General features: G+C 71.2%; 23 protein-coding genes. 8 read left to right on the plus strand and 15 right to left on the minus strand.

The genetic code is table 11. The features are described 5' to 3' along the window. Window positions 1–178 precede the first annotated feature (178 nt). On the plus strand, window positions 179–1,468 hold the full coding sequence (locus F0L68_RS32145) for an acyl-CoA thioesterase/bile acid-CoA:amino acid N-acyltransferase family protein (protein ID WP_149853613.1): 1,290 nt from the start codon (window positions 179–181) through the stop codon (window positions 1,466–1,468). Between the two features lie 94 nt (window positions 1,469–1,562). Here the strand turns inward: F0L68_RS32145 and F0L68_RS32150 are convergent, their stop codons facing one another. Next, complete coding sequence (locus F0L68_RS32150) at window positions 1,563–2,492, minus strand: NADP-dependent oxidoreductase (protein WP_149853669.1); 930 nt, start codon at window positions 2,490–2,492, stop codon at window positions 1,563–1,565. Between the two features lie 83 nt (window positions 2,493–2,575). Between F0L68_RS32150 and F0L68_RS32155 the strand changes: the two genes are divergently transcribed. Continuing rightward, a complete protein-coding gene (locus F0L68_RS32155; protein WP_149853614.1) occupies window positions 2,576–3,565 on the plus strand; it encodes a GlxA family transcriptional regulator in 990 nt (329 codons plus the stop codon). Window positions 3,566–3,603: 38 nt separating this feature from the next. Further along, window positions 3,604–4,113, plus strand: a complete 510-nt coding sequence (locus F0L68_RS32160; RefSeq protein WP_149853615.1) for an isochorismatase family protein — start codon at window positions 3,604–3,606, stop codon at window positions 4,111–4,113. An 11-nt stretch (window positions 4,114–4,124) separates the two neighbouring features. Here F0L68_RS32160 and F0L68_RS32165 read toward each other — a convergent pair whose 3' ends face one another. The 3 genes from F0L68_RS32165 to F0L68_RS32175 form a co-directional block, all read right to left on the minus strand. Next, window positions 4,125–5,168, minus strand: a complete 1,044-nt coding sequence (locus tag F0L68_RS32165) for a S66 family peptidase (protein ID WP_149853616.1) — start codon at window positions 5,166–5,168, stop codon at window positions 4,125–4,127. A gap of 103 nt (window positions 5,169–5,271) precedes the next feature. Then, on the minus strand, window positions 5,272–6,102 hold the full coding sequence (locus F0L68_RS32170) for a hypothetical protein (protein ID WP_149853617.1): 831 nt from the start codon (window positions 6,100–6,102) through the stop codon (window positions 5,272–5,274). After that, window positions 6,099–6,824 carry a RibD family protein gene (locus tag F0L68_RS32175; RefSeq protein WP_149853618.1) on the minus strand — a complete coding sequence of 242 codons (726 nt, stop codon included), beginning with the start codon at window positions 6,822–6,824 and terminating at the stop codon, window positions 6,099–6,101. The genes F0L68_RS32170 and F0L68_RS32175 overlap by 4 nt, the downstream gene beginning before the upstream one ends. Window positions 6,825–6,982: 158 nt before the next feature. Between F0L68_RS32175 and F0L68_RS32180 the strand changes: the two genes are divergently transcribed. Continuing rightward, the gene (locus tag F0L68_RS32180) at window positions 6,983–8,380 is read left to right on the plus strand and encodes an outer membrane protein assembly factor BamB family protein (protein ID WP_223199316.1); all 1,398 of its coding nucleotides are present in this window, start codon (window positions 6,983–6,985) and stop codon (window positions 8,378–8,380) included. Between the two features lie 39 nt (window positions 8,381–8,419). Here the strand turns inward: F0L68_RS32180 and F0L68_RS32185 are convergent, their stop codons facing one another. Next, window positions 8,420–9,205: a helix-turn-helix domain-containing protein gene (locus F0L68_RS32185; RefSeq protein ID WP_149853619.1), complete on the minus strand. Its 786-nt coding sequence runs from the start codon at window positions 9,203–9,205 to the stop codon at window positions 8,420–8,422. Between the two features lie 66 nt (window positions 9,206–9,271). On the opposite strand from F0L68_RS32185, the gene F0L68_RS32190 reads away from it, so the two are divergent. Next, window positions 9,272–10,078 (plus strand): SDR family oxidoreductase, encoded by an 807-nt coding sequence (locus F0L68_RS32190; RefSeq protein WP_149853620.1) that lies wholly within the window; start codon window positions 9,272–9,274, stop codon window positions 10,076–10,078. A gap of 132 nt (window positions 10,079–10,210) precedes the next feature. Here F0L68_RS32190 and F0L68_RS32195 read toward each other — a convergent pair whose 3' ends face one another. Next, window positions 10,211–11,509: an amidohydrolase family protein gene (locus F0L68_RS32195; RefSeq protein WP_188316939.1), complete on the minus strand. Its 1,299-nt coding sequence runs from the start codon at window positions 11,507–11,509 to the stop codon at window positions 10,211–10,213. A 101-nt stretch (window positions 11,510–11,610) separates the two neighbouring features. Here F0L68_RS32195 and F0L68_RS32200 point away from each other — a divergent pair, with 101 nt between their 5' ends. After that, window positions 11,611–12,120 (plus strand): MarR family winged helix-turn-helix transcriptional regulator, encoded by a 510-nt coding sequence (locus F0L68_RS32200; RefSeq protein ID WP_223199317.1) that lies wholly within the window; start codon window positions 11,611–11,613, stop codon window positions 12,118–12,120. Between the two features lie 69 nt (window positions 12,121–12,189). Here F0L68_RS32200 and F0L68_RS32205 read toward each other — a convergent pair whose 3' ends face one another. Beyond that, window positions 12,190–13,080: a LysR family transcriptional regulator gene (locus tag F0L68_RS32205; protein ID WP_188316940.1), complete on the minus strand. Its 891-nt coding sequence runs from the start codon at window positions 13,078–13,080 to the stop codon at window positions 12,190–12,192. 93 nt (window positions 13,081–13,173) lie between these two features. Between F0L68_RS32205 and F0L68_RS32210 the strand changes: the two genes are divergently transcribed. Continuing rightward, window positions 13,174–14,259 carry an alcohol dehydrogenase catalytic domain-containing protein gene (locus tag F0L68_RS32210; RefSeq protein WP_149853623.1) on the plus strand — a complete coding sequence of 362 codons (1,086 nt, stop codon included), beginning with the start codon at window positions 13,174–13,176 and terminating at the stop codon, window positions 14,257–14,259. Window positions 14,260–14,339: 80 nt separating this feature from the next. Here the strand turns inward: F0L68_RS32210 and F0L68_RS32215 are convergent, their stop codons facing one another. From F0L68_RS32215 to sbnA, 6 genes are all read right to left on the minus strand, one after another. Then, the gene (locus F0L68_RS32215) at window positions 14,340–15,194 is read right to left on the minus strand and encodes an ATP-grasp domain-containing protein (RefSeq protein ID WP_149853624.1); all 855 of its coding nucleotides are present in this window, start codon (window positions 15,192–15,194) and stop codon (window positions 14,340–14,342) included. Beyond that, a complete protein-coding gene (locus F0L68_RS32220; RefSeq protein WP_149853625.1) occupies window positions 15,191–16,333 on the minus strand; it encodes an iron-containing redox enzyme family protein in 1,143 nt (380 codons plus the stop codon). Before F0L68_RS32220 ends, F0L68_RS32215 begins: the two co-directional genes overlap by 4 nt. A 63-nt stretch (window positions 16,334–16,396) precedes the next feature. After that, window positions 16,397–17,344, minus strand: coding sequence for a 2-hydroxyacid dehydrogenase (locus F0L68_RS32225; RefSeq protein ID WP_223199318.1), 948 nt, complete (start codon window positions 17,342–17,344; stop codon window positions 16,397–16,399). After that, window positions 17,341–18,258, minus strand: coding sequence for a DMT family transporter (locus F0L68_RS32230; protein WP_149853626.1), 918 nt, complete (start codon window positions 18,256–18,258; stop codon window positions 17,341–17,343). Before F0L68_RS32230 ends, F0L68_RS32225 begins: the two co-directional genes overlap by 4 nt. Before the next feature lie 20 nt (window positions 18,259–18,278). Further along, complete coding sequence (gene sbnB / locus F0L68_RS43815; protein WP_149853627.1) at window positions 18,279–19,292, minus strand: 2,3-diaminopropionate biosynthesis protein SbnB; 1,014 nt, start codon at window positions 19,290–19,292, stop codon at window positions 18,279–18,281. Window positions 19,293–19,298: 6 nt separating this feature from the next. Beyond that, window positions 19,299–20,318 (minus strand): 2,3-diaminopropionate biosynthesis protein SbnA, encoded by a 1,020-nt coding sequence (gene sbnA, locus F0L68_RS43820; RefSeq protein WP_438672333.1) that lies wholly within the window; start codon window positions 20,316–20,318, stop codon window positions 19,299–19,301. A gap of 620 nt (window positions 20,319–20,938) precedes the next feature. Between sbnA and trhA the strand changes: the two genes are divergently transcribed. Next, on the plus strand, window positions 20,939–21,667 hold the full coding sequence (trhA, locus tag F0L68_RS32245) for a PAQR family membrane homeostasis protein TrhA (RefSeq protein ID WP_149853628.1): 729 nt from the start codon (window positions 20,939–20,941) through the stop codon (window positions 21,665–21,667). A 27-nt stretch (window positions 21,668–21,694) separates the two neighbouring features. On the opposite strand, the gene F0L68_RS32250 is transcribed toward trhA, so the two are convergent. Beyond that, window positions 21,695–23,095 carry an aminotransferase class V-fold PLP-dependent enzyme gene (locus tag F0L68_RS32250; RefSeq protein ID WP_149853629.1) on the minus strand — a complete coding sequence of 467 codons (1,401 nt, stop codon included), beginning with the start codon at window positions 23,093–23,095 and terminating at the stop codon, window positions 21,695–21,697. 216 nt (window positions 23,096–23,311) lie between these two features. Further along, a complete protein-coding gene (locus F0L68_RS32255) occupies window positions 23,312–24,121 on the minus strand; it encodes an AfsR/SARP family transcriptional regulator (RefSeq protein ID WP_188316941.1) in 810 nt (269 codons plus the stop codon). Window positions 24,122–24,582: the final 461 nt, after the last annotated feature.

The raw sequence follows: 24,582 nt of genomic DNA on the forward strand, positions 1-24,582 counted from the left end.
ACACCCTGCGGATGACCGAGGGGGCGGGTCGCGTTCGCGCGATCCGCCCCCTCGCCGCTGCCGCGACCCTGTTGGAGTGCAGGGCAAACGGCTCAGTGTCAACTCCGGAGGCCATCATTCTGGCGACCTCCTGACGACAAAGGTTCAACTATCGGTCATCCGACTCTACGGTGCGAAAATGAGCGAATCCCCTGCCGCTTCCGCGCCACTGATCCAGGTGTCCCCTGACTGTCCCTCCCTGGACACGTCGCTGACCGTCCGCCTGCTGCACTGCCCGCCCGACGGCCTGGTCACGGTGTGCGCCAACACTCCTGAGGGCGTCGGCCGCACGTGGCGGTCCGCCGCGACCTTCCGCGCCGACGGCGAGGGCCGCGTCGACCTCACCCGCCAGGCCCCGGTCTCCGGCGACTACACCGGCGCGGCGGCCATGGGCCTGGTCTGGTCGATGACCCTGGACGACACCGCGCCGCGCGGCGAGCCGAGCGTGCTCACTCCCCTGCCGCTGACCCTCACCGCCGAGATCGCCGGCCGGCCCGTCGCGGCCGCCAGGGTGAACCGGCTGCGGTTGCCCGATGGCGTGCGGCGCACGGTGATCCGCGAGCGCGACCTGGTCGGCACGCTGTTCACGCCGACCAGCTGTCCGAGCTGTCCCGGCGTCATCCTGCTCGGCGGCTCGGAGGGCGGCTCGCACGAGGCCGACACCGCGCTGCTCGCGGCGCACGGGTTCGCCGTGTTCGCCCTGGCATACCTCGGGATGCCGGGGTTGCCGACGCGCCTCGCCGAGATCCCGCTGGAGTACTTCGGCACGGCGATCGACTTCCTGCGCGAGCAGGACCGGGTCGAGGCCGGTCCGCTCGGCATCGTCGGCCGCTCGCGCGGCGGCGAGGCCGCGCTGCTGATCGCGGCGACACACACCGAGATCGGCGCGGTGGTCAGCACGGTCGGTTCCGGCGTGATGACCGCAGGGTTTCCCCTGGACACCGAGGCAGCGCGGGTGCCGACGTGGACGCTGGGCGGGCGGCCGCTGCCGTTCCTGCCCAGCGTCCGCACGCCGGAGGTGGCGGAGCAGCTCGCGGGCGGCGGCCCGGTGGAGATGCGGACTGCGTTCCTCGCCGGGATGCGGGACGAGGCCGCGCTCGCGGCGAGCGCCATCCCGGTCGAGCGCGTCAACGGCGCGGTGCTGCTGATCTCCTCCGGCGACGACCGGGTCTGGCCGTCCGCCGCGCTCAGCGACGTCGCGCTGCGCCGGCTGGAGGACGCCGACCATCCCTTTCCGTACCACCACGTGAGCTACCCCGAGGCCGGGCACGCCATCGCCGGCGCGCCGCACGTGCCCGCGACCGGGCTGGCCTCCGCCGGCCCCGGCAGGTCGCTCGCCTTCGGCGGCACACCCCGCGCGAACGCCGAGGCGAGGGCGGACGCGTGGCGCAGGACCATCGCGTTCCTCGCCGCCAACCTCACCGCCTGAGCGCGCCGGGCCGCCGCGAACTCCGCCGGGTTCGCGGGGCCGGAAGGCCTGGTCGCGGGCGAGGCGGCCCACTGCCGGACGGGGGTGGGACAGGTCAGTCGACCACGCGCAGCACGAGCTTTCCCGTGGTGCGGCCCGTTTCGCCGAGTTCGTGTGCCTTCGCCGCCTCCGCCAGCGGCAGCACGGTGTCGAGCTCCACCCTCAGCTGCCCCGACTCGACCAGTTCGGCGATCCGGCGCATGCCCGCGTAGTCGGGTTCGACCAGCATCGCGAACGCGCGCACCCCGAGTTCTTCCGCCAGCGCCGGCACCTCGTCGGCGAGGTCGAGGATCGACACGAGCGTGCCGCCGGGGCGCAGGGTCCGCAGCGACCTCGGCCCGTAGTCGCCGGCAATGGGGTCGAGCACGACGTCCACGTCCCGCACCGCCTCGGCAAAGTCGACCTTGGTGTAGTCGATCGCCTCGTCGACGCCGAGCTCGCGCAGGAACCCGTGCTTGGCCTCCCGCGCGGTGCCGATCACATGCGCACCAAGGCTTTTCGCGATCTGCACGGCAAGGTGCCCGACGCCTCCGGCGGCGGCGTGCACCAGCACCCGCTGGCCCGGCTCGACGTGCGCGGTCTCGGTCAACGCCTGCCACGCGGTGAGCGCGGCCAGCGGCAGCGCCGCGGCGTGCACGTGGTCGATGCCGGCCGGCTTGCGCGCGAAGTGCCTCGGCGGCGCGGTCACGAACTCGGAATAGGCGCCGACCCAGGTTGGGAAGCGCGGCATGCCGAACACCTCGTCGCCGGGCCGGTACAGCGTCACGCCGAAGCCGACCTGCGCCACGACGCCGGACACGTCGAAGCCGAGGGCCGGCGGCACCTGCCCCGCCCTGCCGTGGGCGCGGGCCTTCCAGTCGGTCGGGTTCACGCCGGCGGCGTGCACCCGCACCAGGATCTCGCCGATCCCCGGCTCGGGGCGGTCCACCGTCACCTCGGTCAGGACCTCCGGTCCGCCAAGGGTTTGCTGCCTGATCGCCCGCATCTGCTCTGTCACGGTCACCAGCCTGCGGGATCTACCGACAGATCGACAGTGGCCCGATGGCCAACATGTGAAAGAATCGGGCCATGCATCGCGTGGTCGTACTCGCCCTCGAGGGCGTCATCCCGTTCGAACTGGGCATCCCGTCGCGGATCTTCCGGTCGGCGGCCGACCGGTCCGGCCGCTCCCTGTACGAGGTGATCACGTGCAGTCTGGACGGACGACCCGTCCGCACCACTGAGGACTTCAGCATCACCGTCGAGCGCGGCGCCGAGGCCCTGGCCACGGCGGACACCGTGGTCATTCCCGCCGCGCACACCGCCGGCCTCGACGACTTCGGCGCAGGCCGACTGCCCGACGGCCTCGCCGACGCGCTCACGCTCGTCCGGCCGGGCACCAGGATGGTGTCGATCTGCACCGCCGCCTACATCCTCGCCGCGGCCGGTCTGCTCGACGGCCGGGCCGCGACCACCCACTGGCTCGAAGCGGCGCACTTCCAGCGCACGTTCCCGCGCGTGCGGGTCGACCCCGACGTGCTGTTCGTCGACGACGGCGACGTGCTCACCTCGGCGGGCGCGGCGGCCGGGGTGGACCTGTGCCTGCACATCGTGCGCCGCGACCACGGCAGCGAGATCGCCAACCAGGTGGCGCGCCACTGCGTGGTGCCGCCGTGGCGGGACGGCGGTCAGGCCCAGTTCATCGAGCAACCGGTGCCGGAGCCATCGATCGCGACGACCAGCCCGACCAGGGCGTGGGCCCTCGAACGGCTGGGCGAGCCGCTGTCGCTGGCGGAACTGGCCGCGCACGCCAGCACGAGCGTGCGCACGTTCACCCGCCGCTTCCGCGAGGAGGTCGGCGTCAGTCCGGGCAGCTGGCTGACCCAGCAGCGCGTCGAGCTTGCGCGTCGCCTGCTGGAGACCACCGACCTGCCCGTGGACGCGGTCGCCAGGCAGGCCGGGCTCGGCACTGCGACCTCGCTGCGGCAGCACCTGCACGCGGCCGTCGGCGTCTCCCCGATGGCCTACCGCCGCACGTTCCGCACCGACCGACCCGCCCTGTCGGCGCGGGCAGGTTGACCTGACATGCGTTCGAACAGGTGTGCTACCTTTCGATCATGACCTCGGTGTTCCTGCTCGTCGATGCGCAACGAAACATGCTGCTGCCGCCCGAACCGGTGCCGGCCGCCGCGACCGTCGCCCCGGTGCTGGCCGACCTGCTCGGCCGGGCGCGCGAGGCCGGCGCGGTGATCGTGCACGTCCGCAACAACGGCTCCGAGGTCGACCCGGACGCCCCCGGCACGCCGGGCTGGCAGCTCGTGCACGAGGTGCGCGACGGCGAGCACCTGGTGGACAAGCACAAGCAGGACGCCTTCGCCGGCACACCGCTGGCCGAGCTGGTGCCAGCCTCCGCCGACGTCGTGGTGGCCGGCATGCAGAGCGAGTACTGCATCCGCGCCACCTCGCTGGCAGCCCTTGGCCGGGGCCACCGGGTGACGCTCGTCCGCGACGGGCACGCGACCTACGCCGACGGTGAGCCGGCGGAGGCGATCTCGGGCCGGGTCGAGGACGAGCTTCGCGCAGCCGGAGTGTCCGTGTTGGACAGTGCGGACATCACCTTCGCCTAGCGCGCCAAGGCTCAGTAGGTGACGGTGATCGCGCGGGCCGGACCGTCGACGCGGACGAACCCGCCGTAGGGCATGACGACCTGCGGATCGGTGTGCCCGAAGTCGACGTCGAAGGTGATCATCGTGTCGGGCGCGTACTCCTCGAACGCGCGGAGCACGGCGTCCCGCTGGTCCTCGCGGTAGGCGGCTCGCTGCCCGGGGCTGTTCCTGACATCGATCGAGGACGTCTTCGCGCGGCCGACGAGCGCGGCGGGGAACTGGCCAAGCAGCCCGCGCTCCCCCATGCTGCGCAGGATCCGGTAGACCTCGTCCGCGCTCGGCAGCTCCTCGGAGGTCTCCAGCAGCAGCACCCCGCCCGCGTAGGTGTCCGAGGGCTGGATGGCTCGGTCGGCCATCAGCATCCAGCTGAGCACCTCCAGGTTCCCGCCCCAGCTCCGCCCCTCGACGACGCGGTCGGCGTTGCGCCAGCTCCAGCCCTCGCACGCGTCCATGACCGGTTCCACCGCGAAGGTGGCCGGGTCCGACCAGTCGCGGTCGGTGTCGCCGTAGGACGTCACCTCGGTCAGCGCGAACTCGCCAGGGGTGAACAGCGCGGCGTGCACCGACTCGGCCGTCACCGGGTGCATCGCGCCCGCTCGGCCGAACTGCACCATGACCGCGCCGCCGTGGAAGCCGACGATGCCGAGATTCCACAGGTACGCCAACAGATTCGTGTTGTCGCTGAAGCCGAAGAACGGCTTTGGGTTGGCGCGCAACAACTCCGCGTCCAGGTGCGGCAGCACGGTGAGTTGGTCGTCGCCGCCGATGCTGGACAGCACGGCGGTGATGGTCGGATCGGCGAACGCGGCGTGCAGGTCGGCCGCTCGCGCGGCCGCCGAGACACCCATCTTCCGCGTGGTCGGGTACTCCACCGGGACCAGGCCGAAGTCCTCGGTGAGGCGGCGCAGCCCCAGCTCGAAGGGCAGCGGGAGCAGGCCGGGCAGCCCGGAGGACGGCGACAGCACCGCGACCCGGTCACCGGGCCGCGGCTTGTCCGGATAGATCAGCTCAACCATGCCTCGAACCTAGTACGGTGTCCGCCGAACGACCCAACCAGCGGGCACGGCGCGCCGGCATCGACCGCCGCGCTCCCGGCCACTCCCGGCCACGCCCGGCCGATCAGCCCCGGTCGGCCCAGGCCAGGGCGTCCGCCAGCTCCGGGTATCCGCGGATCTCGACGACGAGCCCGTCCACGACCCGGAACACCTGGTACCGCAACGCTTCCTGACCACCGGCCACGATCCGCACCTTGCACACGACCGCGCCCGACCTGGTCTCGGTCTCGTCGACCCACACCCGCAGCCCGTTGGCCCGCGCGGTTCCGTACCAGCGCAGGACGTCGCCCCGGCTGTGGCAGGTGTCGGCGGTGTCCTCCTCGCCGCCCCAGCGCACGTTCTCGTGCAGCAGCGGGCCGAGCAGCTCGGGGTCGCCGGACTCGACGGCCGCCGCCAACGACGCGGCCGGCCCGTCGACCAGCTGCCCGTCGACCGGCTGCCCGAACACGTGCGGATTCGCGGCGCGGACCTGGTCGGCGAACTCGTCGAGCCGCACCACCTCGACACCCGCCGCCGCCAACTGTTCCGCGCCGTCGCAGTCCACGAACACCAGCGGTTCCCGCAGCGCGAACACCACCCGGCCGACACCGGCCGCGAGGATCAGCTGGGTGCAGGAGCGCGGGCGGGACTTCCGCACACTGCACGGTTCCAGCGAGCTGTAGACGGTCGCGCCGGGCAGCCGGTCGTCGGCCGGATCGAGTTTGACCAACGCCGATTCCTCCGCGTGCACGTGCTCGTCGGTCTCCCGCGAGTAGCCGGTGGCCAGCTCGACACCGGCCGCGTCGACGATCACCGCGCCGACCGCGAAGGCCGTGGCGGACGGCGGGCAGTGCGCGGCCAGGTCGACGGCCCGCTGGAGCCAGCGCCGATCCCGTGCCGCCTGGGTCTCCGTCATCGCCTGCGCTCCTCAGGTCGGGCATCGCGTCCCGGATCCAGATCCGCAGCGGTCAGCAGATACCGCAGCAGCACGACATCCCCGATCGGCCGCGCCTCGGCGAGCGTCATCCGCCGGTCCGCCGTCCACGGGAAGGCGCCGTCGCCGACGAACCTCGGGGCGCGGCCGTCGCCGACGAAGAACGGCGCCACGACCAGGTGCAGCTCGTCGACCGCGTCGGCGGTGAGGAACTGGGTGTGCATGTCGGTACCGCCCTCGACCAGTAGCCTGCGCACGCCGCGCGCGGCGAGATCGGCGAGGACACCGGGCACGGCAGGCCGGTCGCCGGTGTCGACGACCGTGGCCGCGTCGCGCAGGCGCGTGGCCAGCGCCGCCGCGACGGAGGTCGGCGCGTAGACGAGCCGCTCTGCCGGCCCCTCGGTGAAGAACCTGGCCGCCGGGTCGAGGTCGCCGCTGGCGGTCAGCGTGACCTTGGTCGGGTTCGCCGGTTCGCCGCGCGCGACGCGGGCCGCCCGGCGATGGGGGTCACGGACCTGGAGCCTTGGGTCGTCGCGCCGGATGGTCGCGCCGCCGACGAGGATCGCGTCGCAGCTCGCGCGTACCTTGTCGACGCGATCGAAGTCGGCGTCGTCGGACAGCAGCAGGCGCTTGTCGGTCGCGTCGTCGATGTAGCCGTCGGCGGTCATCGCGCAGCTGAGCAGCACGTACGGCCGGTCACCCATGACAGCACCCTAGCGCGGAACGGGTGCCGACCCCGGACCACGCGGCCGGGTCCACACTCCCGGGTCGCAGTGGGCGCGGGCCAGGACGGACTCGATGCGGCAAACCCGGCCGCACGGCGAATTCTCCGCAAACCGGACCCTCGACCGAGGTGCCGAGGGTGCCCATACTTGGCGGCATGGCGCCGAAGTGGCTCATGTCGCTGGCCGTCCTGACGCTCGCCGTCGCCGCGCTCGACGGCGCGGCGACCGCCTCAGCCGCGCACCACCCGCGAGCCGCGCGAATTGTCGCGGGCCCGGGTCATCCCGCACCGGTGTTCGCCGTCGACTGGCCGACCTACCACCGGGACAACACCCGGCACGGCACCGCCCCGGGACTGCCCCGCGTCGGCGCCCTGTCGGTGGCCTGGCGTGCGCCCCTGGACGGCGCGGTCTACGGGCAGCCGCTGGTGATCGGCGGCCGGGTGATCGCCGCGACCGAGCACGACACCGTGTACGCGCTGTCGGTCGCCAGCGGCACGGTGCAGTGGTCGACCAACCTCGGCAGTCCGGTGCCGTTGTCGAGCCTCCCGTGCGGCAACATCGACCCGCTCGGGATCACCGGGACACCCGTGTACGACCCGGACACCGGCCGCGTGTTCGTCGTCGCGGAGACCAACGGCGGCAACCACGACCTGGTGGGTGTCAACGTGACGACCGGCGCGGTCGAGGTGCGGGTGCCGGTGGAGCCGCCGATGGGCGATCCCCTTGCACACCAACAACGCGGCGCGCTCACACTGCTCGGCGGCCGCGTCTACGTGCCCTACGGCGGCCTGTTGGGCGACTGCGGCAGCTACATCGGCTCGGTGGTGTCGGTGCGGACCGACGGCTCGGGTCCGGTGCAGAGCTACGCGGTGCCGACCACTCGCGAGGGCGGCATCTGGGCGCCGGCCGGCGGTGTCGTCGACCAGGACAGGCTGCTGTTCGCGGTCGGCAACGGCGAGTCAAGCACCGCCTTCGACGGCAGCGACTCGGTGCTGGCCCTGTCCCCCGAACTCGGCAGAGTCGACTTCTTCGCGCCGTCGACCTGGGCCGACGACAACGCGCGCGACCTCGACCTCGGCTCGGCCAGCCCCACTCTCGTCGGCCCCTACGTCCTCACCGCCGGCAAGCGCGGCACGGGTTACGTGCTGCGGCACGACAGCCTCGGCGGCGTCGGAGGAGAGGTGGCCCAGGCGTCGATGTGCCGGTCCTTCGGCGGCAGCGCCGTCGACGACGACGGCACCGTGTACCTGCCGTGCACCGACGGCACCAGGGCCATCGCCGTCGACGCGGCCGGCAGCCCCACCGTCCGCTGGCACGCGGCGGTCGCCGCGCGGGGATCGCCCGCGGTCGGCGGCGGGGCCGTCTGGGTTGTGGACTACGACGCCGGCACCCTGTACGCCCTGGACCCGGCGAGTGGCCAGGTGCTGGCGCAGGTGGCCGTCGGGACGGCGCCGCACTTCGCCTCGCCGACGCTGGCTCGACAACGCGCGTTCGTCGGCACCATGGCGGGCGTCACCGCCGTGAACGGTGCCTGAGCCGCGACGCGTTCCGCCTGCCCTGGCTGAGGCCACTGGCTACAGGAGCCGGGTCAGGGCGTCGGCCGAGGCGCTGCCAGGCTCCGGCTGATAGACGATGATCACCTGGCCCCCGGCTCCGGCGATGGCGAGGGTCTGGCGGCGTAGGGTCAGCGGGCCGACGTCGGGATGGTCGAACCGCTTGGTCTCGTCGCGGGACGGCCGCACGTCGTATCGGCCCCACAACGCGCTGAACTCGTCGTGGGGCTGCAGGTCGGCCACGAGTGCGGCAGTCCGTGGGTCGCGCGGATCGGCTGTCACTCGCAGGGCCGCGACCGTCTGTTCGGCGATGTCCGGCCAGTCCGGAAACAGCCTGCGGGTGGCGGGGTCGAGGAACATGTCGCGGACCAGGTTGCGACCGGGGTGGTACATCGGGGCGAGCGCCATGGCCGCTTTGTTGGCCATCAGCACATCGAAACAGCGGTCGCGGACGTACGCCGGAGTGCCGCCCCACGAATCGAGCAACTGCCGCACCTCGACGCGGGCCTCACCGGGCTCGTGCGGCTCGGCCGGCGGGGCCGCGACGGCGCGCAGGTGGGCCGCGGCGTCCGGGTCGAGGCGCAACGCTGTCGCCAACGCGGCCACGACCTGTGTGGACGGGTTCCGGTCGACGCCTTGCTCCAGCCTTGTCAGGTACTGGACGGAGACGCCGGCCAGCCGCGCGAGTTCGTCGCGGCGCAGTCCGGCCACTCGGCGCCGACCGTAGGCCGCGAGCCCCACCTCACCGGGCCGCACGCGGGCCCTGCGCGCCTGGAGGAACTCGCCGAGTGGGTTGTCGTGTGTCATCGCCTGTCGAGGGTATCCCTGTCAGGGGGCTCGCTGGCGGTTCACCGCAGCGGCATGGTCGAGGCCATGAAGACATGGTTCATCACCGGGGCGTCGCGCGGTTTCGGACGCACGTGGACAGTGGCGGCGCTCAAACGCGGTGATCGGGTCGCCGCGACGGCACGCCGGCCCGAAACGCTCCAGGAACTGACCGAGACCTACGGCGACCGCCTCCTGCCGATCGCGCTCGACGTGACCGACCGCGCCGCGGTCTTCGCCGCGGTGGACCGCGCCGCGCACGCCTTCGACGGCCTGGACGTGGTGGTCAACAACGCTGGCTACGGCCTGTTCGGCATGATCGAGGAGACGACCGAGGAGCAGGCCAGGGCCCAGATCGACACCAACCTGTTCGGCCCGCTGTGGGTGACTCAGGCCGCCCTGCCGATCATGCGGACGCAGGGGCGGGGGCACCTCGTCCAGGTGTCCAGTATCGGCGGCATCGCCGCCTTCCCGACACTGGGCGTCTACAACGCCTCCAAGTGGGCACTCGAGGGGATGAGCGAGGCACTGTCCCAGGAGGTCGGCCCGTTCGGTGTCAAGGTGACGATCGTCGAGCCAGGGCCCTACGGCACCGACTGGGCCGGGGTGTCCGCGGCGCACACCGACCCGATCGCGGCCTACGAGCCGATCCGGCAGGCCCGCCGCGCCGGCGCCACCGCCCGCGCACCGCGCGACCCGTCGGTGACCGCGGACGTCCTCCTCAGCCTGGTCGATCTGCCGGAACCGCCGCTGCGGCTGTTCCTCGGCAGCTACCCGTACCCGGTCGCCGAGAGGGTCTACCAGCAGCGGCTCGCCACCTGGCAACAATGGCGCGAGTTGGCCGAGTCAGCATGACCCACCCGGCCGCCCGGCGGTCGGCGCGCTCATCCGCGACCACACTGCCAGCGCCGGTCGAGTACTCGTCTCCGGCGAGGAACAGCGCACGGCCCCGGGGAGCGCGCCGTCGCGCGGCAGTGAATCGGCCGGTCAGGACGCGGGGTGGTTCTCGTCCCAGCTCGGCCGCCCGGCCCGCACCGTGCCGACATGGTGGGAACGGTCGACCAGGTGCGCGATGTCCGCGTAGGGGTCGGCATCGAGCAACAGCGCGTCGGCGACGGATCCGACGGTGATCGTCCCCGGTGTCGTCGTCTGCTGACCGATCTTCTCGGCCGAATGCCGGGTACCGGCCGCCAGGACCGCGGGCAGCGGCAGGCCCGCCTTTGCCAGCAACTGCAGTTCTCGCAGCAGGGCGGCGGGCCGCGAGGGCATCAACATGGCCACGTCGCTCCCCGCGGTGATCTTCACTCCCGCATCGTGCATCAGTGCCAGCGTGCGCATCGCATAGTCGAAACGGACGCGGGCGTCCTGCGCGGAATGCCGAGGGAACTCGCGCCCGTAGATCGGGCGGCTGGTGATCTGCGGGATGTCCTCGGGCGTGGCGAAGCCGTCATCGACCAGCGTCTGCAGGTAGCCGGCCTCGCCGTTGCGCGCGATCTGTTCCCAGGTGACCAGGGTGGGACAGTAGTAGGTGTTCGTCTCCGTCAGCAGTGCGGCGATGTCGCGGGCCTCCGCAGTGCTGCGGGGATCCTGCGGCCGGAAGGCGTGTTCGATGCCATCCGCGCCGGAGGCCACCGCCTCCTCCAGATCGATGCGCTCGTGGACATGCACGAGCACCTTCCTGCCCTTCTCGTGCGCGGCCGCGACGATGGCCTTGAGGGCGTCGAGGGGCAGCTTGTCCGGAGCGCCGGGCTCGCCGTCGTAGATGCACTTGATGAAGTCGACCTGATCGGCCAGCTCCAGTGCCCGCCGATAGGCGGTGTCGGCATTGTCGGTCTGGTAGGCGATGGAGGCGCGCTCCGGATCGTCCAGGACCGGCCAGCCGTTGATTCCGGTGAACACCGGCCCGGCGAAGAACAACCCGGCGGCGGTGTCGGTGGCCCTGCTGCGGTAGTCGCGGGCGGCGAGCTCGGTCTCCAATGGTCCGCCGAGGTCGACGACGCTGGTCACTCCACCGCTGAGGAACTCGGTGAGCAGTTCGGAGATGTACTTCGCGCGCTCGTTCTCGGGCTTGAAGGAGGCGAGTCCGCCCAGGTGGGTGTGGCTCTCCCACAGGCCCGGCACCAGGTAGCCACCCCGCGCATCGAACACGAAGGCGCCACTGGCCGCCGGCCGCGCATCGGCCGCCGTCCGGATGGCGCTGAACCGCCCGTCGGTCACCACCACTTCCGCATCGGCGATCGGGGCGGCCCGCTGCCCGTCGATGACGGTCACGTTGCGAATGATCACGTGTGTCTCCCTGTCCGATGACCACATTGCATAGGCTCCTATGCATCCGAATGTATAGGAGCCTATGCAACAGGTCAATAGGACCCTATACACTTGGCGGTGTGACGCACCCCAGGTTCGACTCCGCGCCCGCCGCGTTGATCAACTTCGCCTCGCGTGCGTTGACCCGGGTCAACGACCGGCGGCTGCGACCGCTGGGGTTGACCTTCGCGCAGATGCCCGTGCTGGTGGCGCTGAGCAAGACCGGCGCGCTCCCCCAGAAGGAACTGGCAGTGCTGGCCAGGATCGAGCAGCCGTCCATGGCCCAGCTACTCGCCAGGATGGAGCGTGACGGCCTCATCCGGCGCACCCCCGCCCAACATGATCGACGGGTCAGCCTGATCTCACTGACCGAAAGCGGACTGGCAAAGCTCACGCAGGTGCGCTCGGCGCTGTTCGAGACCAACGATCAGGCGCTGCGCGGCTTCAGCACGGCAGAAGTCGATCTCCTGCTGGGTCTGCTGAACAGGCTTGTCGACAATCTCGACGAGAGTCCCGCCGACAGCCCGTCGGATGTCACGGTGACAGGCCCCGCATCCGCCGACGATCACGCATCCGTCCGCAGGCCATGACCAGGCGCCCCGTCCACCCGGTGCGGCGCAACCAGTATTCGAAGCTCGTCGAGCCGAGATGCAGGCAGCTCAGGTTGAGGTGATCGCCCGGGTGACCGCCGTGATCGTTGGCGTGCCGGTGCCGGGGAGTCGGGCCACGAAAATCCGGCGGATCTCGGGTGGTGCGCCCTGGACCCGCAGGGAGATCACGCCGGGCGGAACAGCCGGCGACAGGCCCTCCGGAATCGTGGTGACGCCGAAACCACCGGCGACCAGGCGCAGTTTCGTCAGCCAGTCACGTGCGCTGTGGACGATGCGCGCCCGCCCCGGCAGGCCCGGCCAGACACCGAGCAGCGGTTCCGCGCTCGATGAGGGGGTGGCGATCCAGGGTGCGTCGACCAGTTCGTCGACGTGCACGGAGGTGCGGCCCGCGAAGCTGCCGGTGGCCGACGCCGCCACGAGAAGTTCGGTGTCCCGCACGGTCGTGATGTGCAGTCGCGGCGACTCACCGTCTGGTGGCCGGTGCGGTGGGCGAGAGGTGAGTACGGCGACGTCGATCGAACCGGTGCGCAACGCCCGAGCCAGGCTGGGCGTGGTGCCTTCGCGGGTGGTGACCTGGACCCGTGGCGCTGTCCTGGCGAGTCGGTCGAGCGCGGCGGGCAGGATCACCGGTCCGGCGCTGGGGACCAACCCGAGCCGCACCAGCTCCGTGCGGGGAGCCGCGCCGGTCAGGTCGCGTTCGGCGGCGTCGACGGACTCCAGGATCGTTCTGGCATGGCGCAGCAGCGTCAGTCCGGGCTGGGTGAGCCGCACCCCGTCGGTCCGCCGTTCGAACAGGGTGGCGCCGGCGTCGCGTTCGAGGGCGACCGCCTGGCGCGAGACGGCGGACTGCGTGTAGCCCAGCTGTGCGGCGGCCGCGGTGAAGCTGCCCGACTCGGCGATCTGGCACAGCACCCGGAGGCTCGCGCTCGACACGTCCATGCTGACTACGCATACCAGAGATGCCGGATCTTCGCTTCCCGCATGCCCCTGCGCTGCCTAGCGTGGCGAGGAACGAGACAGAAGGGCTTTCCCATGCGTGCAGCGACACTCACCGCGTTCGGCTCCCCGCTCACGGTGCACGACGTACCCGACCCGGCGGCCGGCGGTGGTGAGGTGCTGGTCGAGGTCCTGGCCACCTGTGTGCCCCCGTACGCGGCCGAGGTGTTCGGCGGTGAACGGCGCTATCCGCTGGAACCACCGGTCGTGCCGGGTGTCGGCGGCATCGGCCGAGTGGCACGCGTGGGACCGGACGCGACAAGGCTGAAGGTGGGAGACCTGGTGTGGTGCGACTCGACGGTCCGCGCCCGCGACGACGCCCTGACACCGGACATCACGTTGCAGGGCTGGAGCTCCCGAGGCGAGGGCGGCGCACGACTGGCCCGCCACCTGCACGACGGACCGTTCGCCGAACTCATGCGGGTTCCCACCGAGAACGTGTACTCCCTGCCCGCCGGGGCGGCGGTCGATCCCGCACGCTGGTCCGCGCTGGGCGTGCACACCATTCCCTACGGTGGGCTGCTGGCTGGCCGACTCGCGGCCGGGGAGACGGTGCTGATCAGTGGGGCGACTGGCAACCTCGGCAGCAGCGCGGTGGCCGTCGCGCTCGCCATGGGCGCCGGGCACGTGGTGGCCCCCGGGCGCAACCGGGCCGTCCTCGACCTGCTCGCCGACCGGTTCGGCCCACGGGTGAGCCCGGTCGAACTCAGCGGGGACGAGGACACCGACCGCGCGGCGATGGCCGCGGCCGCCGACGGCCCGATTGACCTCGTGCTCGATCTCCTACCGCCCCAGGCACCCGCCTCGGCGGCACGCGCGGCGGCCATGACCGTGCGCGAGTACGGGCGGGTCGTGCTGATGGGCGGCGTCGGCATGCTCGGCGGCGCGGACCTCGCCCTGCCCTACCCCTGGATCATGCGCAACTCGGTGACCGTACGCGGCCAATGGATGTACCCACGCACCGCGAACGCCGGCATGATCCGGCTCATCGCGACGGGTGCCCTTGACCTCGCCCCCGAACGCGTCACCCGATTCGGCCTCGACCGGGTCAACGACGCGGTCGCCCACGCGGCCGCACACGGCGGGCCCTTCGACCGCACCGTCCTCACGCCGAGGGCGTGAGAGCTCCGCAGACAGCGGCGTTCGACCGGGCGTGGCAATGAGGTTGGTGGCGGCGCTGGGTGCGCCGCCACCTACCCGGCTCAGACCAGCTTGTGCACGGCTGCGGCGAACTGGTCGGCGACCGCCGTGGAGTGCCGCAGGTACAGGGCGGGCTCGACGAGTTCCAGTTCCAGCACCAGCAGGCCGTGGTCGCGGGTGTTGAGCACGTCGATCCGCGCGTACAGCGGCGTCGGGGTGATCCAGTCGTAGGCCGCCCTGGCGAACTCCAGTTCCTGCGCGGTCGGCTCGAGCGGCGCGCCGACGTGGGCGACCTCCAGCGAGGTGTGCATCCCCGACGGGCGGCGGACGCTGTGGGTCTGGTCGCCGCCGAGCCAGATCACCGAGGTCTCGCCGGTGGTCTCGAAGTCGTACAGGTACGGCTGGATCAGCGCGTCACCCTGGTGCGCCAGGCCGTCCAGGTGGGCCTGCGCCTCGTCCAGGTTGTCCTCGGACACCTTGACGGTCCCGTGCGCCGACGCCGACACCGCGGGCTTCACCACGGCCTCCGCCCAGCCCCTGGCCGCCAGCACGGCACGCAGGTCAACGGTGCTGCCCCGGTCGACCCATTCCGTGGGAATGCTGGGAAAGCCGTCCTCCATGAGCCGCAGCAGGTAGGACTTGTGCGAGTTCCACCGGATGACCTCCGGCGGGTTCTGGAGCGAGGTGAGCGGCTCGACCCGGTCGACCCACTCGATGAACTCGTCCCGCCGCAGGTGGTAGTCGAACACGGACCGCACGACCGTCACCGGCGCGGCGGCCCAGTTCACCGAGGGGTCGTCCCAGACGGCCACCTCGGTCTCGACACCCCTGCGCCGCAACGCGTGCAGCAGCTCCTGGTCGTCGGGGGCCAGCTCGGGCAGGTGTGCCGCGGTGACGAGACGGACGGATGCGCTCATGCCGACTGTCCTTCTCTGTTCATGGGCTTCCCGCCGTTCATGGACTTCAGGTAGGTGAGCATGTGGTCGAACTGCCGCCTGCCCGCGGCGGACGCCAGGTGGGCGCCGTGCACCACGTCGCGCACCTCCTGGTCGCTGAGCAGCGGCCGCTGGAGCCGGAGTCCATCGGACAGTTCCCTGCTGTGCCTCGGGTCGATCTTGACGTGCGCGGTGAAGTAGATCCGCACCTCGTCGTCGAGGATGCCGACCCTGGTGAGGCCGTCGAGGATGTTCACGAAGTGCGGCTCGACCCAGCTCTCGAACACCAGGAAACACCCGTACGCCATCATCTTCCGCGACGGCCTGGTGAGCAGCGCGGCGTTCATGTTCGAGGTGAACTTCGCGAACCACGGGTGGCTCTCGCGGTACTCGTAGAGCGCGTCCCACCCGTCGGTGGCCTCCAGCAGCCTGCGCAGCCAGTAGGTGTGGAAGTTCTCCAGCTTGCCCCTGCCGACCTCGTCCCACAGGTTCGCCGCCGCGACGGCCTTCTGCATGCCTTGCAGGCCAACGACAAGCAGCGCGACCTCGTCGTCGACGACCTCGTTGCGGATCAGCTCGCACTGGAGGAAGCGCTCCAGTTGTTCGCGCGTGGCCTCGTCGCGCAGGTACGCGAACAGCGGGTGCCCGACACCGGGGTTGGTGGCGGCGACCACGTCGAGGTAGTCGGCCGCCTCGAACTGGTCGGCGAACTTCGGCTCGGCGTCGCTGATCGACCAGTGGTCGAACAGTTCCCGCTCCAGCCGGATCTTCGTCGCGAACAGGGCCTCCTCGGCCGCGTCGTCGGTGTGCCGGGTGAACGCGCCGTCGCGGTAGCCGAACCAGTGCGCGTAGACCTCGGCGAGGTGGCGGTGCACGAACCGCCCATGCCGCTCGGTGTCGCCGCGGAGCCGGGCGAGCAGCGCCTGCTGTTCCTCGGCCGATGCGGACATGAACGCCACGAGTTCGGCGTCGAATCCCTCGAACTTCGGCACCGGCGGCCAGTACCGCTCATACAGCCTGGCGGTCCCGTCGGCCGGCGGCTTGAGGCTGCCGGCGGACAGCGAGGACGGCTCCTGCTGTTTGATCGCGCTCTCCGAGGCTGTCTTCGTCGGAGCACTCACCTGAAACCACTCTCCCCCATCACGAACTGGATCTCTCGAACTGGATCTCTGGAACTAGGCCGGTCAGACTCCGGTCAGCGGCGGGTTCCCGCCGAGCACGGAGAGGATGTTGTCGACGGCGAGGTTGCCCATGGCCTGTCGCGTGTGGACGGTCGCGCTGCCGAGATGCGGGCTGAGCACGATCCGTTCCTGCGCAAGGAGTTCCGGCGTCACCTCGGGCTCGCTCACATGGTTGTCCACGGCGGCGGCGAACAGCGCGCCGGACTCGACGGCCGCCGCGAGGGCGACCTCGTCGACGACTCCGGCGGTGATGCTGACGAGCACCGCGCCGGCCGGCAGCAGCGCGAGCCTGGCCGCGTCGAGCAGGCCCCTGGTCTCGTCGGTGAGCGGGCAGCTCACCACCAGCACCTGCGCGGTGGACAGCAACTCCGGCAACGGCAGCCACTGCGCGTCGGGCTGGTCGGGCAGCGGTCGCCGGTTGTGGTAGCTGACCGACATGTCGAACCCGGCGGCCCTGCGGGCCACGGCTCGGCCGATGCGGCCCATACCGAGGACGCCGAGCCGCGCGCCGGACAGTTCCATGCCGAGCAGGAAGTTCGGCGCCCACGTCCAGGGCCGGCCGGCGCGCAGCCACCGCTCGCCCTCGCCGAGCCGCCGGGCGGCGGCCAGCAGCAGCGCGAAGGCGTGGTCGGCGGTCGCCGCCGTGAGCACGCCGGGTGTGTTGGTGGCGACCACGCCGCGCGCCGCGCACGCGGCCACGTCGATGTTGTGCGTGCCAACGGCGTGGTTGGCCACGATGCGCAGCCCAGGGCCCGCGGCGTCGAGGAACTCCGCGTCCACGACGTCGTCGAGCGTGGCGAGCACCGCCGCGCTGCCGCGCGCCGCCGCGAGCAGGTCGGCCCGCGGCATGGGCAGGTCGTCGTCGTGCGCGGTCACCGCGCAGCTCGCGGCGAGGCGGTCCAGCACACCGGGCGCGAGCCTGCGGGTGACCAGCACGGGCTGGCGCGTCACGTGCGCTCACCCGCCGGGACGGTGGCGGCCGGAGCCGCCGGGTCGACCCGCGCGTTGCGGCCGACCGCGACCGCGCCGAGCACGACCACAGCGGCGATGATCGTGACCAGGTCGAGGGTCTCGCCGAGCAGCAGCACCGACCAGCCGAGCGTCAGGATCGGCTGGACCAGCTGGAGGCGGCCGACCCTGGCCACGCCGCCCCTCGCCAGGCCCTCGTACCAGGCGAAGAACCCGAGGAACATGCTGATGACGCTGAGATAGCCGAGGCCGGCGAGGGACTTCGCGGTGACGTCGTGCGGCGGTCGGGCCAGCACCGTGATGACGGTGATCGGCACGGTCGCCGGCAGCGCGAGCACCAGCGCCCAGCAGATCACCCGCCAGCCGCCGTACTTCCTGGCCAGCACGCCGCCCTGGGAGTAGCCGAGGCCGGCGACCACGACGGCCGCGACCAGCAGCACGTCGCCGAGCTCGAATCGGCCGTGCCCCTGGATGATCGGCAGGCTGAGCACGCCGGCGAGGCCGATCGCGAGGGCCGCCCAGTAGCTGCGGCGCGGCCGTTCCCCGGCCAGCAGCACGGCGAATCCGGCGGTGGCGGCCGGAATCAGGCCGGTGACCACGGCGCCGTGCGAGCTGCCGACGGTCTCCAGCGCGAGCGAGGTGAACAGCGGGAACCCGACGACCACCCCGATCACCACGATCAGCAGCGGGCGCAGTTCCGCCTTGGGCGGCAGCAGCGGTTGCCGCTTGGCGAGCAGGACGAGCCCGGCGAGCACGGCGGCGACGACCGCGCGGCCGAAGGCGACCGTCCAGCCGCCGAAGGCCGGGTCGGCGAGCCGGGTGGCCGGCAGCGTCATGCTGAACGCGAGCACTCCGAGGAAACCCAGCAGCAGGGCGTGTTTCTTGCTAACCGTCATCGCGGCAGGGTAGAGCGCCGTCACGAGCTCCACCGCTCGGTTTCCCCGAAGAATCCGTCGATCGGCACAGTGCGCTGCTGCGCCGCGGCCCGTTCGTGCACGAACACGCCGACGGCGAGGTCGAGCACGCCGAGCCCGAACGGCGAGAAGATCTTCGGCTTGTCCTCGGTCAGCGCGATCTCGCCGAGAACGAGCTGGGCGAGGGTGCCGTCGATGAACTCGCGGTTGCCGGTCGCCTGCTCGGCCAGGTGCGGCGAGGTGTTGGCGGTCAGGCAGTGGTCGATGTCGTCGAGGACGTTGTGCGCGGCGGTGATGATGTCGGGGCCGATGTCGCGGAGCGAGACGTTGAGCACGACCTGGCCTGGCGCGAACGAGTCCTGCTCGGTGATGTAGGGCTCGGCGGCCGTGGTGGCGAGCACGACCACGTCGGCGCCCTTGATCGCCTCGTCCAGGCTGCCGACCGAGCCTGCCGACACGCCGAGGTTCTGCCGGACGTGGTCGGCGAGCAGGTCGGCGTACTCGGCGACCTTGTCGAAGACCGCGACCTCACCGATCTGCCACTGCTGCGCGGCGAAGAACTCGGTGATGTTGCGGGCGATCACGCCGGACCCGACCACGGCGATCTTCTGTGCGACGCGGCCGCCGACGAGCTGCTCGGCGCCGAGCACGGCGGAGGCCGCGGTGCGCGCCGCGCTGATCTGGGACGCCTCGAGGCAGGCGAACGGGTAGCCGGTCTCGTAGTCGTTGAGCAGCAGCACGGCGGAGGCCCTCGGCACGTTCCTGCTGACGTTCTCCGGGAAGCTGCCGATCCACTTGATGCCGGCCACGTCCTGTTCGCCGCCGAGGTAGGCGGGCAGCGCGATGATCCGCGCGCTCGGCTTGTCGGGGAACCTCAGGAAGTAGCTGTTCGGGTTGACCGAGTCGCCCGCGTGGTGAGTCAGGTACGCCTGCCGCACGACGTCAACGATGTCCGGCCTGGACGCCGTGATGATCTCGCGCACGACGGTTCCGCCGACCACGTCGAATGTGAACACCTGAAATCAACTCCCAGCGGCGAGCGGTGCGCTCACCATGTCGCGTCGTGTCAGTACGTCCCGCCCGAAGCGGGCGGTCACCCAGTCGTCGTTGTAGATCGTGTCCAGGTAGCGCTCGCCGAGGTCGGGCGCGATGGCCACGACCCGGGAGCCGGGCGCGAGGTGGCCGCCGTAGCCGCGCACGGCGGCCAGCACGGACCCGGTCGAGCCGCCGACGAGCAGCCCGTGCCGCCGCGCGAGCAGCCGGCAGGTCCACACCGCCTCGGCCTCGTCGACGAGCAGCACCTCGTCGAGGTTGTCCATGCGCAGCAGCTCCGGGGTGCGGCTGGTGCCGAGCCCGGGGATGTGCCGGGGGCCGGCCGGGTAACCGAACGTGACCGATCCCCTGGTGTCCACCGCGATGATCCGGGTTTTCGGCGAGAACTGCCGGAAATACGCCGCGCAGCCCATCAGCGTGCCCGTGGTGCCCGCGCCAACGAACAGGTAGTCGATCGCCTCGATGGACCGAAGAATAGAGGCCGCGGTGCGTTCCCAGTGCGCCCTCGGATTTGCCGCGTTCGCATACTGGTTGGGCCAGACCAGCTCGTGGTCCAATGCGAGCATTGCCTTGAGATGGGCGATTCTGCTGCCGAGGAAGCCGCCGTTGGAATCGCGGTTGGCGACCACGACCACCTCCGCGCCCAGCGCCCGCATGGTGGCCACGCTGCGGGCGGACGCGTTGGGGTCGGTGACGCAGGTGAACGAGTAGCCCTTGATCGAGCAGACCATGCTCAACGCGATGCCGAGGTTGCCTGACGAGGACTCGACCACGCGCCCGCCGTCGGAGAGCACGCCCCTGCGTTCGGCGTCCTCGATGAGCGCGACAGCGGTCTTCAGTTTCACCGATCCAGCTGGATTGAGCCCCTCGATCTTCAGGAATATCTCCGAATCGATGACCAGATCCGATAATCGCAGAAATATGTCGTCGGTGACAATATCGTAGGCGCGATCGGTAATCACAGCTCCCCCAGAACCGTTGCACAGCACGCCACATACTCTGTGAACATTCTTCACGATTACGTCGCGTAGCCCCCAGGCCGTCACAAGTCGATCTTCCGTTCAATTTCCGAACGTTACAGCGGCGTTACAGGAAGGGTCAACTGTGATTGCAATCACAAACAGTCGTGTAACCCGTGCGTTGCGCCACCAACCATGCCCGACGACTACTCCTGTTGGCTGAAGATCACGTTCTTCTTGCTCTCATCGGGTGACGATTAATGTCGCTTAGATCGCAATGTTGCAAATACCTCCCGTCCAGCCGCGAACAGACGCCCGGACAGCGGTGCCGCCCGGATGCCCCTTCGGGTACACGATCAGAGCCGACCAGCCGACGGGTCCACCGCGGCTTCCCGCTGCTCGGCGCGCTGGTGGGAGGCCCGCGCCCGCACGCCCGCGTACGAACGACGCCGGTCCAACAGCGTCGCCTCGGGCACTTCCCGGCGTGCCGCGTCCTTTCCGGACCGTTCTCCGGGAATTCGCCAAACCTTCGCGCCCTCGGCCCCGATCACCCGGGGTAGGGCCTGCCCCACCACCAACACGGCGGCTGACCCGGTCGTTTCACATGATCGCCATCCCTAGCGTCGAGGCATCGACTTCTGGGGGTTCACATGACGATCAGCACCGGCGCGCGTTCCGAGGACGCGCCTCCGCTGCCGGCGGGCACGCAGCGGCGGGCCGACACCGGCGACCACCTCGTCGACCCGGTGCGGCCGCGCCTGCGGGGTTGGCTGCACGCCGCGGCCACGCCGCTGACGTTCGTCGCCGCCACCGTGCTGCTCGCGGCCGCGCGAACCCCGGCCGGCGTGCTGGCGGCCCTGGTCTACTCGGCGACCTCGCTGCTGCTGTTCGCCGTCTCGGCCACCTACCACCTCGGCAGGTGGCCGTCGCGGATGCGGGATCTGTTGGCCCGCTGGGATCACGCGAACATCTACCTGATCATCGCGGGCACCTACACCCCGCTGGCGTTGCTCGCCCTGCACGGCTCGACGCAGCTGTGGGCGCTGCTGTTGGCGTGGGGCGGCGCCGCGGCCGGGGTGGTGTTCCGGCTGCGGTGGCTGTCCGCGCCGCGCTGGCTCTGCACCGGGCTCTACCTCGCGCTCGGCTGGGTCGCGGTGTTCTTCCTGCCGGAGGCCGGCCACGCTGCCGGTCTCGGGCCCGTCGCGCTGATCATGGGCGGCGGTCTGCTCTACACCGTCGGCGGCGTGGTCTACGGCCTGCGCCGGCCCGACCCGTGGCCGCGCTGGTTCGGCTACCACGAGGTCTTCCACGCCTGCACCATCGCCGCGTACGCCGCCCAGTACGCCGGCATCCTGCTGATCACCACGCGGATGGGCTGACCGAAACCCCTGCGCGGCAACGGGAACTCAGTCGAGCAGGGCCATCGGGCGCAGTCCGGCCGGCACCGGTCGGGGGTCAGGGTCCGGCGCCCACCTGCCGTCGGCGAGGCGGTAGTTCCACCGGGGGCTGTGCCGCGCCAACGTGTCCACGGCGTGCAGCAGCCGGTCAACGTGCTCGCCGGTCGTGCCTAGCCCGATGCTCGCGCGCAGCGCGCGGCCGGTCTGCTCGGACCCGCACCGCCGCAGGATGGTGCCGGTGCCGATGTGCGCGCAGAACATGCCGTCCCTGACCCCGATGCCGTGCTCGGCCGACAGCGCGGTGGCGACGAACGCGAGATCCGCGCCGTCAACGGCGAAGGACACCACGCCGACCCTGGGATTCTCCGGGTGCCACATGCTCAGCAGCCGCACCCCGGGGATCGCGCCGAGGCCGTGCCGCACCCTCGCCACCATCGCCTGCTCGTGCTCGGCGATCCTGGCCAGCGTCGCGGGCGGCAGACTCTGACAGGCGACGGACAGCGCGTGCACGCCGACCACGTTGGGCGAGCCGGCCTCGTGCCGGCCCGGCCCCGCCGACCAGTCCACGTCAAGGTGGTCGCCGCCGTCGCTGACCAGCCGGGTCGCGCCGCCGCCGACGAGGTAGGGCTCGGCCGCCTCGAGCCAGTCGCGCCTGCCGACCAGCGCGCCAGCCCCGAACGGCGCGTACAGCTTGTGTCCACTGAGGACGATCCAGTCGACGCCCCACTCCTCGGCGCGCAGTTGGCCGTGCGCCGCCAGTTGCGCCGCGTCGAGCACGCAGCGCACGCCGTGCCGGTGCGCCACCTCCGCGAGCTCCGCGACCGGCCACAGCTCGCCGGTCACGTTGGAGGCCGCCGTGATCACCACCAGTCCCGGCCCGTCCTCGCGACCGGTGAGTGCCTCGTCGAGCAGGGCGACGGCCTCGGCAGGCGAGGACGGCAGGGCGACCCGCCTGGTCCGCGAGTCCCGCCAGGGCAGCACGGCCGCGTGGTGGTCAGAGTCGAAGCACCACACGGTGGTGCCCTTCGGCAGCGTGCGCGCGAGCAGGTTCATCGCGTCGGTGGTGTTGCGGGTGAACACCGTCGTCGCGTCCGCCGGCGCGCCGACGAACCGCCGCACCACCTCGCGGGCCTGCTCGTACAGCTCGGTGCACACCTGCGAGGCGAACCCGGCGCCCCGGTGCACGCTCGCGTACCAGGGCACCAGCTCCTGCACCGCGTGCCAGACCGTGTCCAGACAGGGCGTGCTGGCCGCGTAGTCGAAGTTGGCGTAGGGCACCGACTCACCGGACACCAGCGGCACCCGCAGGCCCGCGCTGACCAACGTCGGCAGCGCGTCGTACTGCGGCTCCCGACCGGAATCTCGGCCGGCATTCACCGGGGCCGGGTGATTGACAACTGATGAAGACATCGAGTGAATCCTCCTACCGCAAGCGAATCGGTGACTGCGGCATCGACGGACGCCGGCACGAATCGAGGAATGGCGGCGACGCGGCGCCGCACGCCGGACAGCCTGCTACCGACCCGGCGGCGATGGCGCGACTATCGGTCTATTGCCTACCCTCACCACAGAAATCGAATGACGGCGGCGGCGCCGAGCGACCGAACAGATTCAGGACAAAGGGATTCAACGGCCGATCGAGGACGCCACCGGCGCGAGACCCAGCTCCGCGTGCAGCATTCGGTGGTAGGCGGCCCGATGATTGATCGCCTCGGTCCGGTTGCCGGCAGCCAGGTGCGCCCGGATCAACGCCTCGTGCGCGCTCTCCCGATACCGTTCCGCCTGCACGGCCGCGAGCGCCGCGTCGACGGCCGCGCCGAACCAGCCGGCCGAGGCCAGCCGGTCGGACAGGGTTTCCAGGCAGTGCAGGCGGAGCTGCCGCCACCGTGCCTGATGCGGCTGCAACCAGTGCTCCTCCTGCCATTCCGGCAGCAGGTCGTCCTGGAGGTCGCAGCGCAGCGCCTCGCTGAGCTGCCGTTCGCTCATCGGCACGGACAGGTCCAGCACGCGGGTCATGATCGACCGCGCGGCGCGGACGTCGACCCGCACCGAAGGGTCGAGCCGCACGCCGGTGCTGGTCGCCTCGATCGCGGTCGGGCAGCTCCTGGCCAGCCGGTACAGCGTGGTGCGCAGGTTGGAGCGGGCGCCGCTCTCGGTGACGTCGGGCCACAGCAGCTGCGCCGCCGTGCCCCGCGCGATCACCCTGTCGTGCAAGGCGAGCAGCGCCAGCAGCCGTTGGCCGCTCGGCCCGACCGACAGTTGACGTTGGCCGCGCGAGAGCTGGCAGGTGCCGATCAGCCGCAGCCGCAGGTTCTCCGCGCCGACGGCCGTCGGAAGGTCGGTCAGTTCCCCGTTGCCGATCCTGCGCAGGGCCCCGGCGTCGGCGGCGGCCAACCGGCCGGCCGGCAGCGCGCCGTCCTCGTTCCGGGGCCCCACTATCAGGCCGTCGGCATCGTGCTCCTGTGTTTGTCGCGTACGAGTTTTCATGCGATATCCCCCAGTCACCCCAGAGCCCGGGTACGGGGCGACACGCTACCCACATCACCTGGGCACACGACCACCCATCAGCGTTATCGATGCGCGCGGCGCGGGATTTCGATTGGGCCATCGGCAGCAACGCCGCAAGCACCTGCCGACTGGGGAAAACACCAGACTTCCGCGCCGCGCCGACGCCAGGCCGTTGACCAGCCCAAGAAGCTCTGTGGCCGACATAAAATTCACAGTCCAGTGGAGCAACTCCGTTGCCATTCAACGACATTTAGCGAAGGTCACGAACTGTTCGCGCAACCGATTCTGAACCTTCGGGCAGGCTGCCACGGCGCTGTCACGGCGCAGTCACGCCGGCTAACTAGCGTGCTTGCCGTCGACGCCGGGGAGACCGTTCGACCGGTGCACCC

It is taken from the genome of Solihabitans fulvus (assembly GCF_008386585.1).
In the GTDB taxonomy this organism is placed as follows: Bacteria; Actinomycetota; Actinomycetes; order Mycobacteriales; family Pseudonocardiaceae; genus Solihabitans; species Solihabitans fulvus.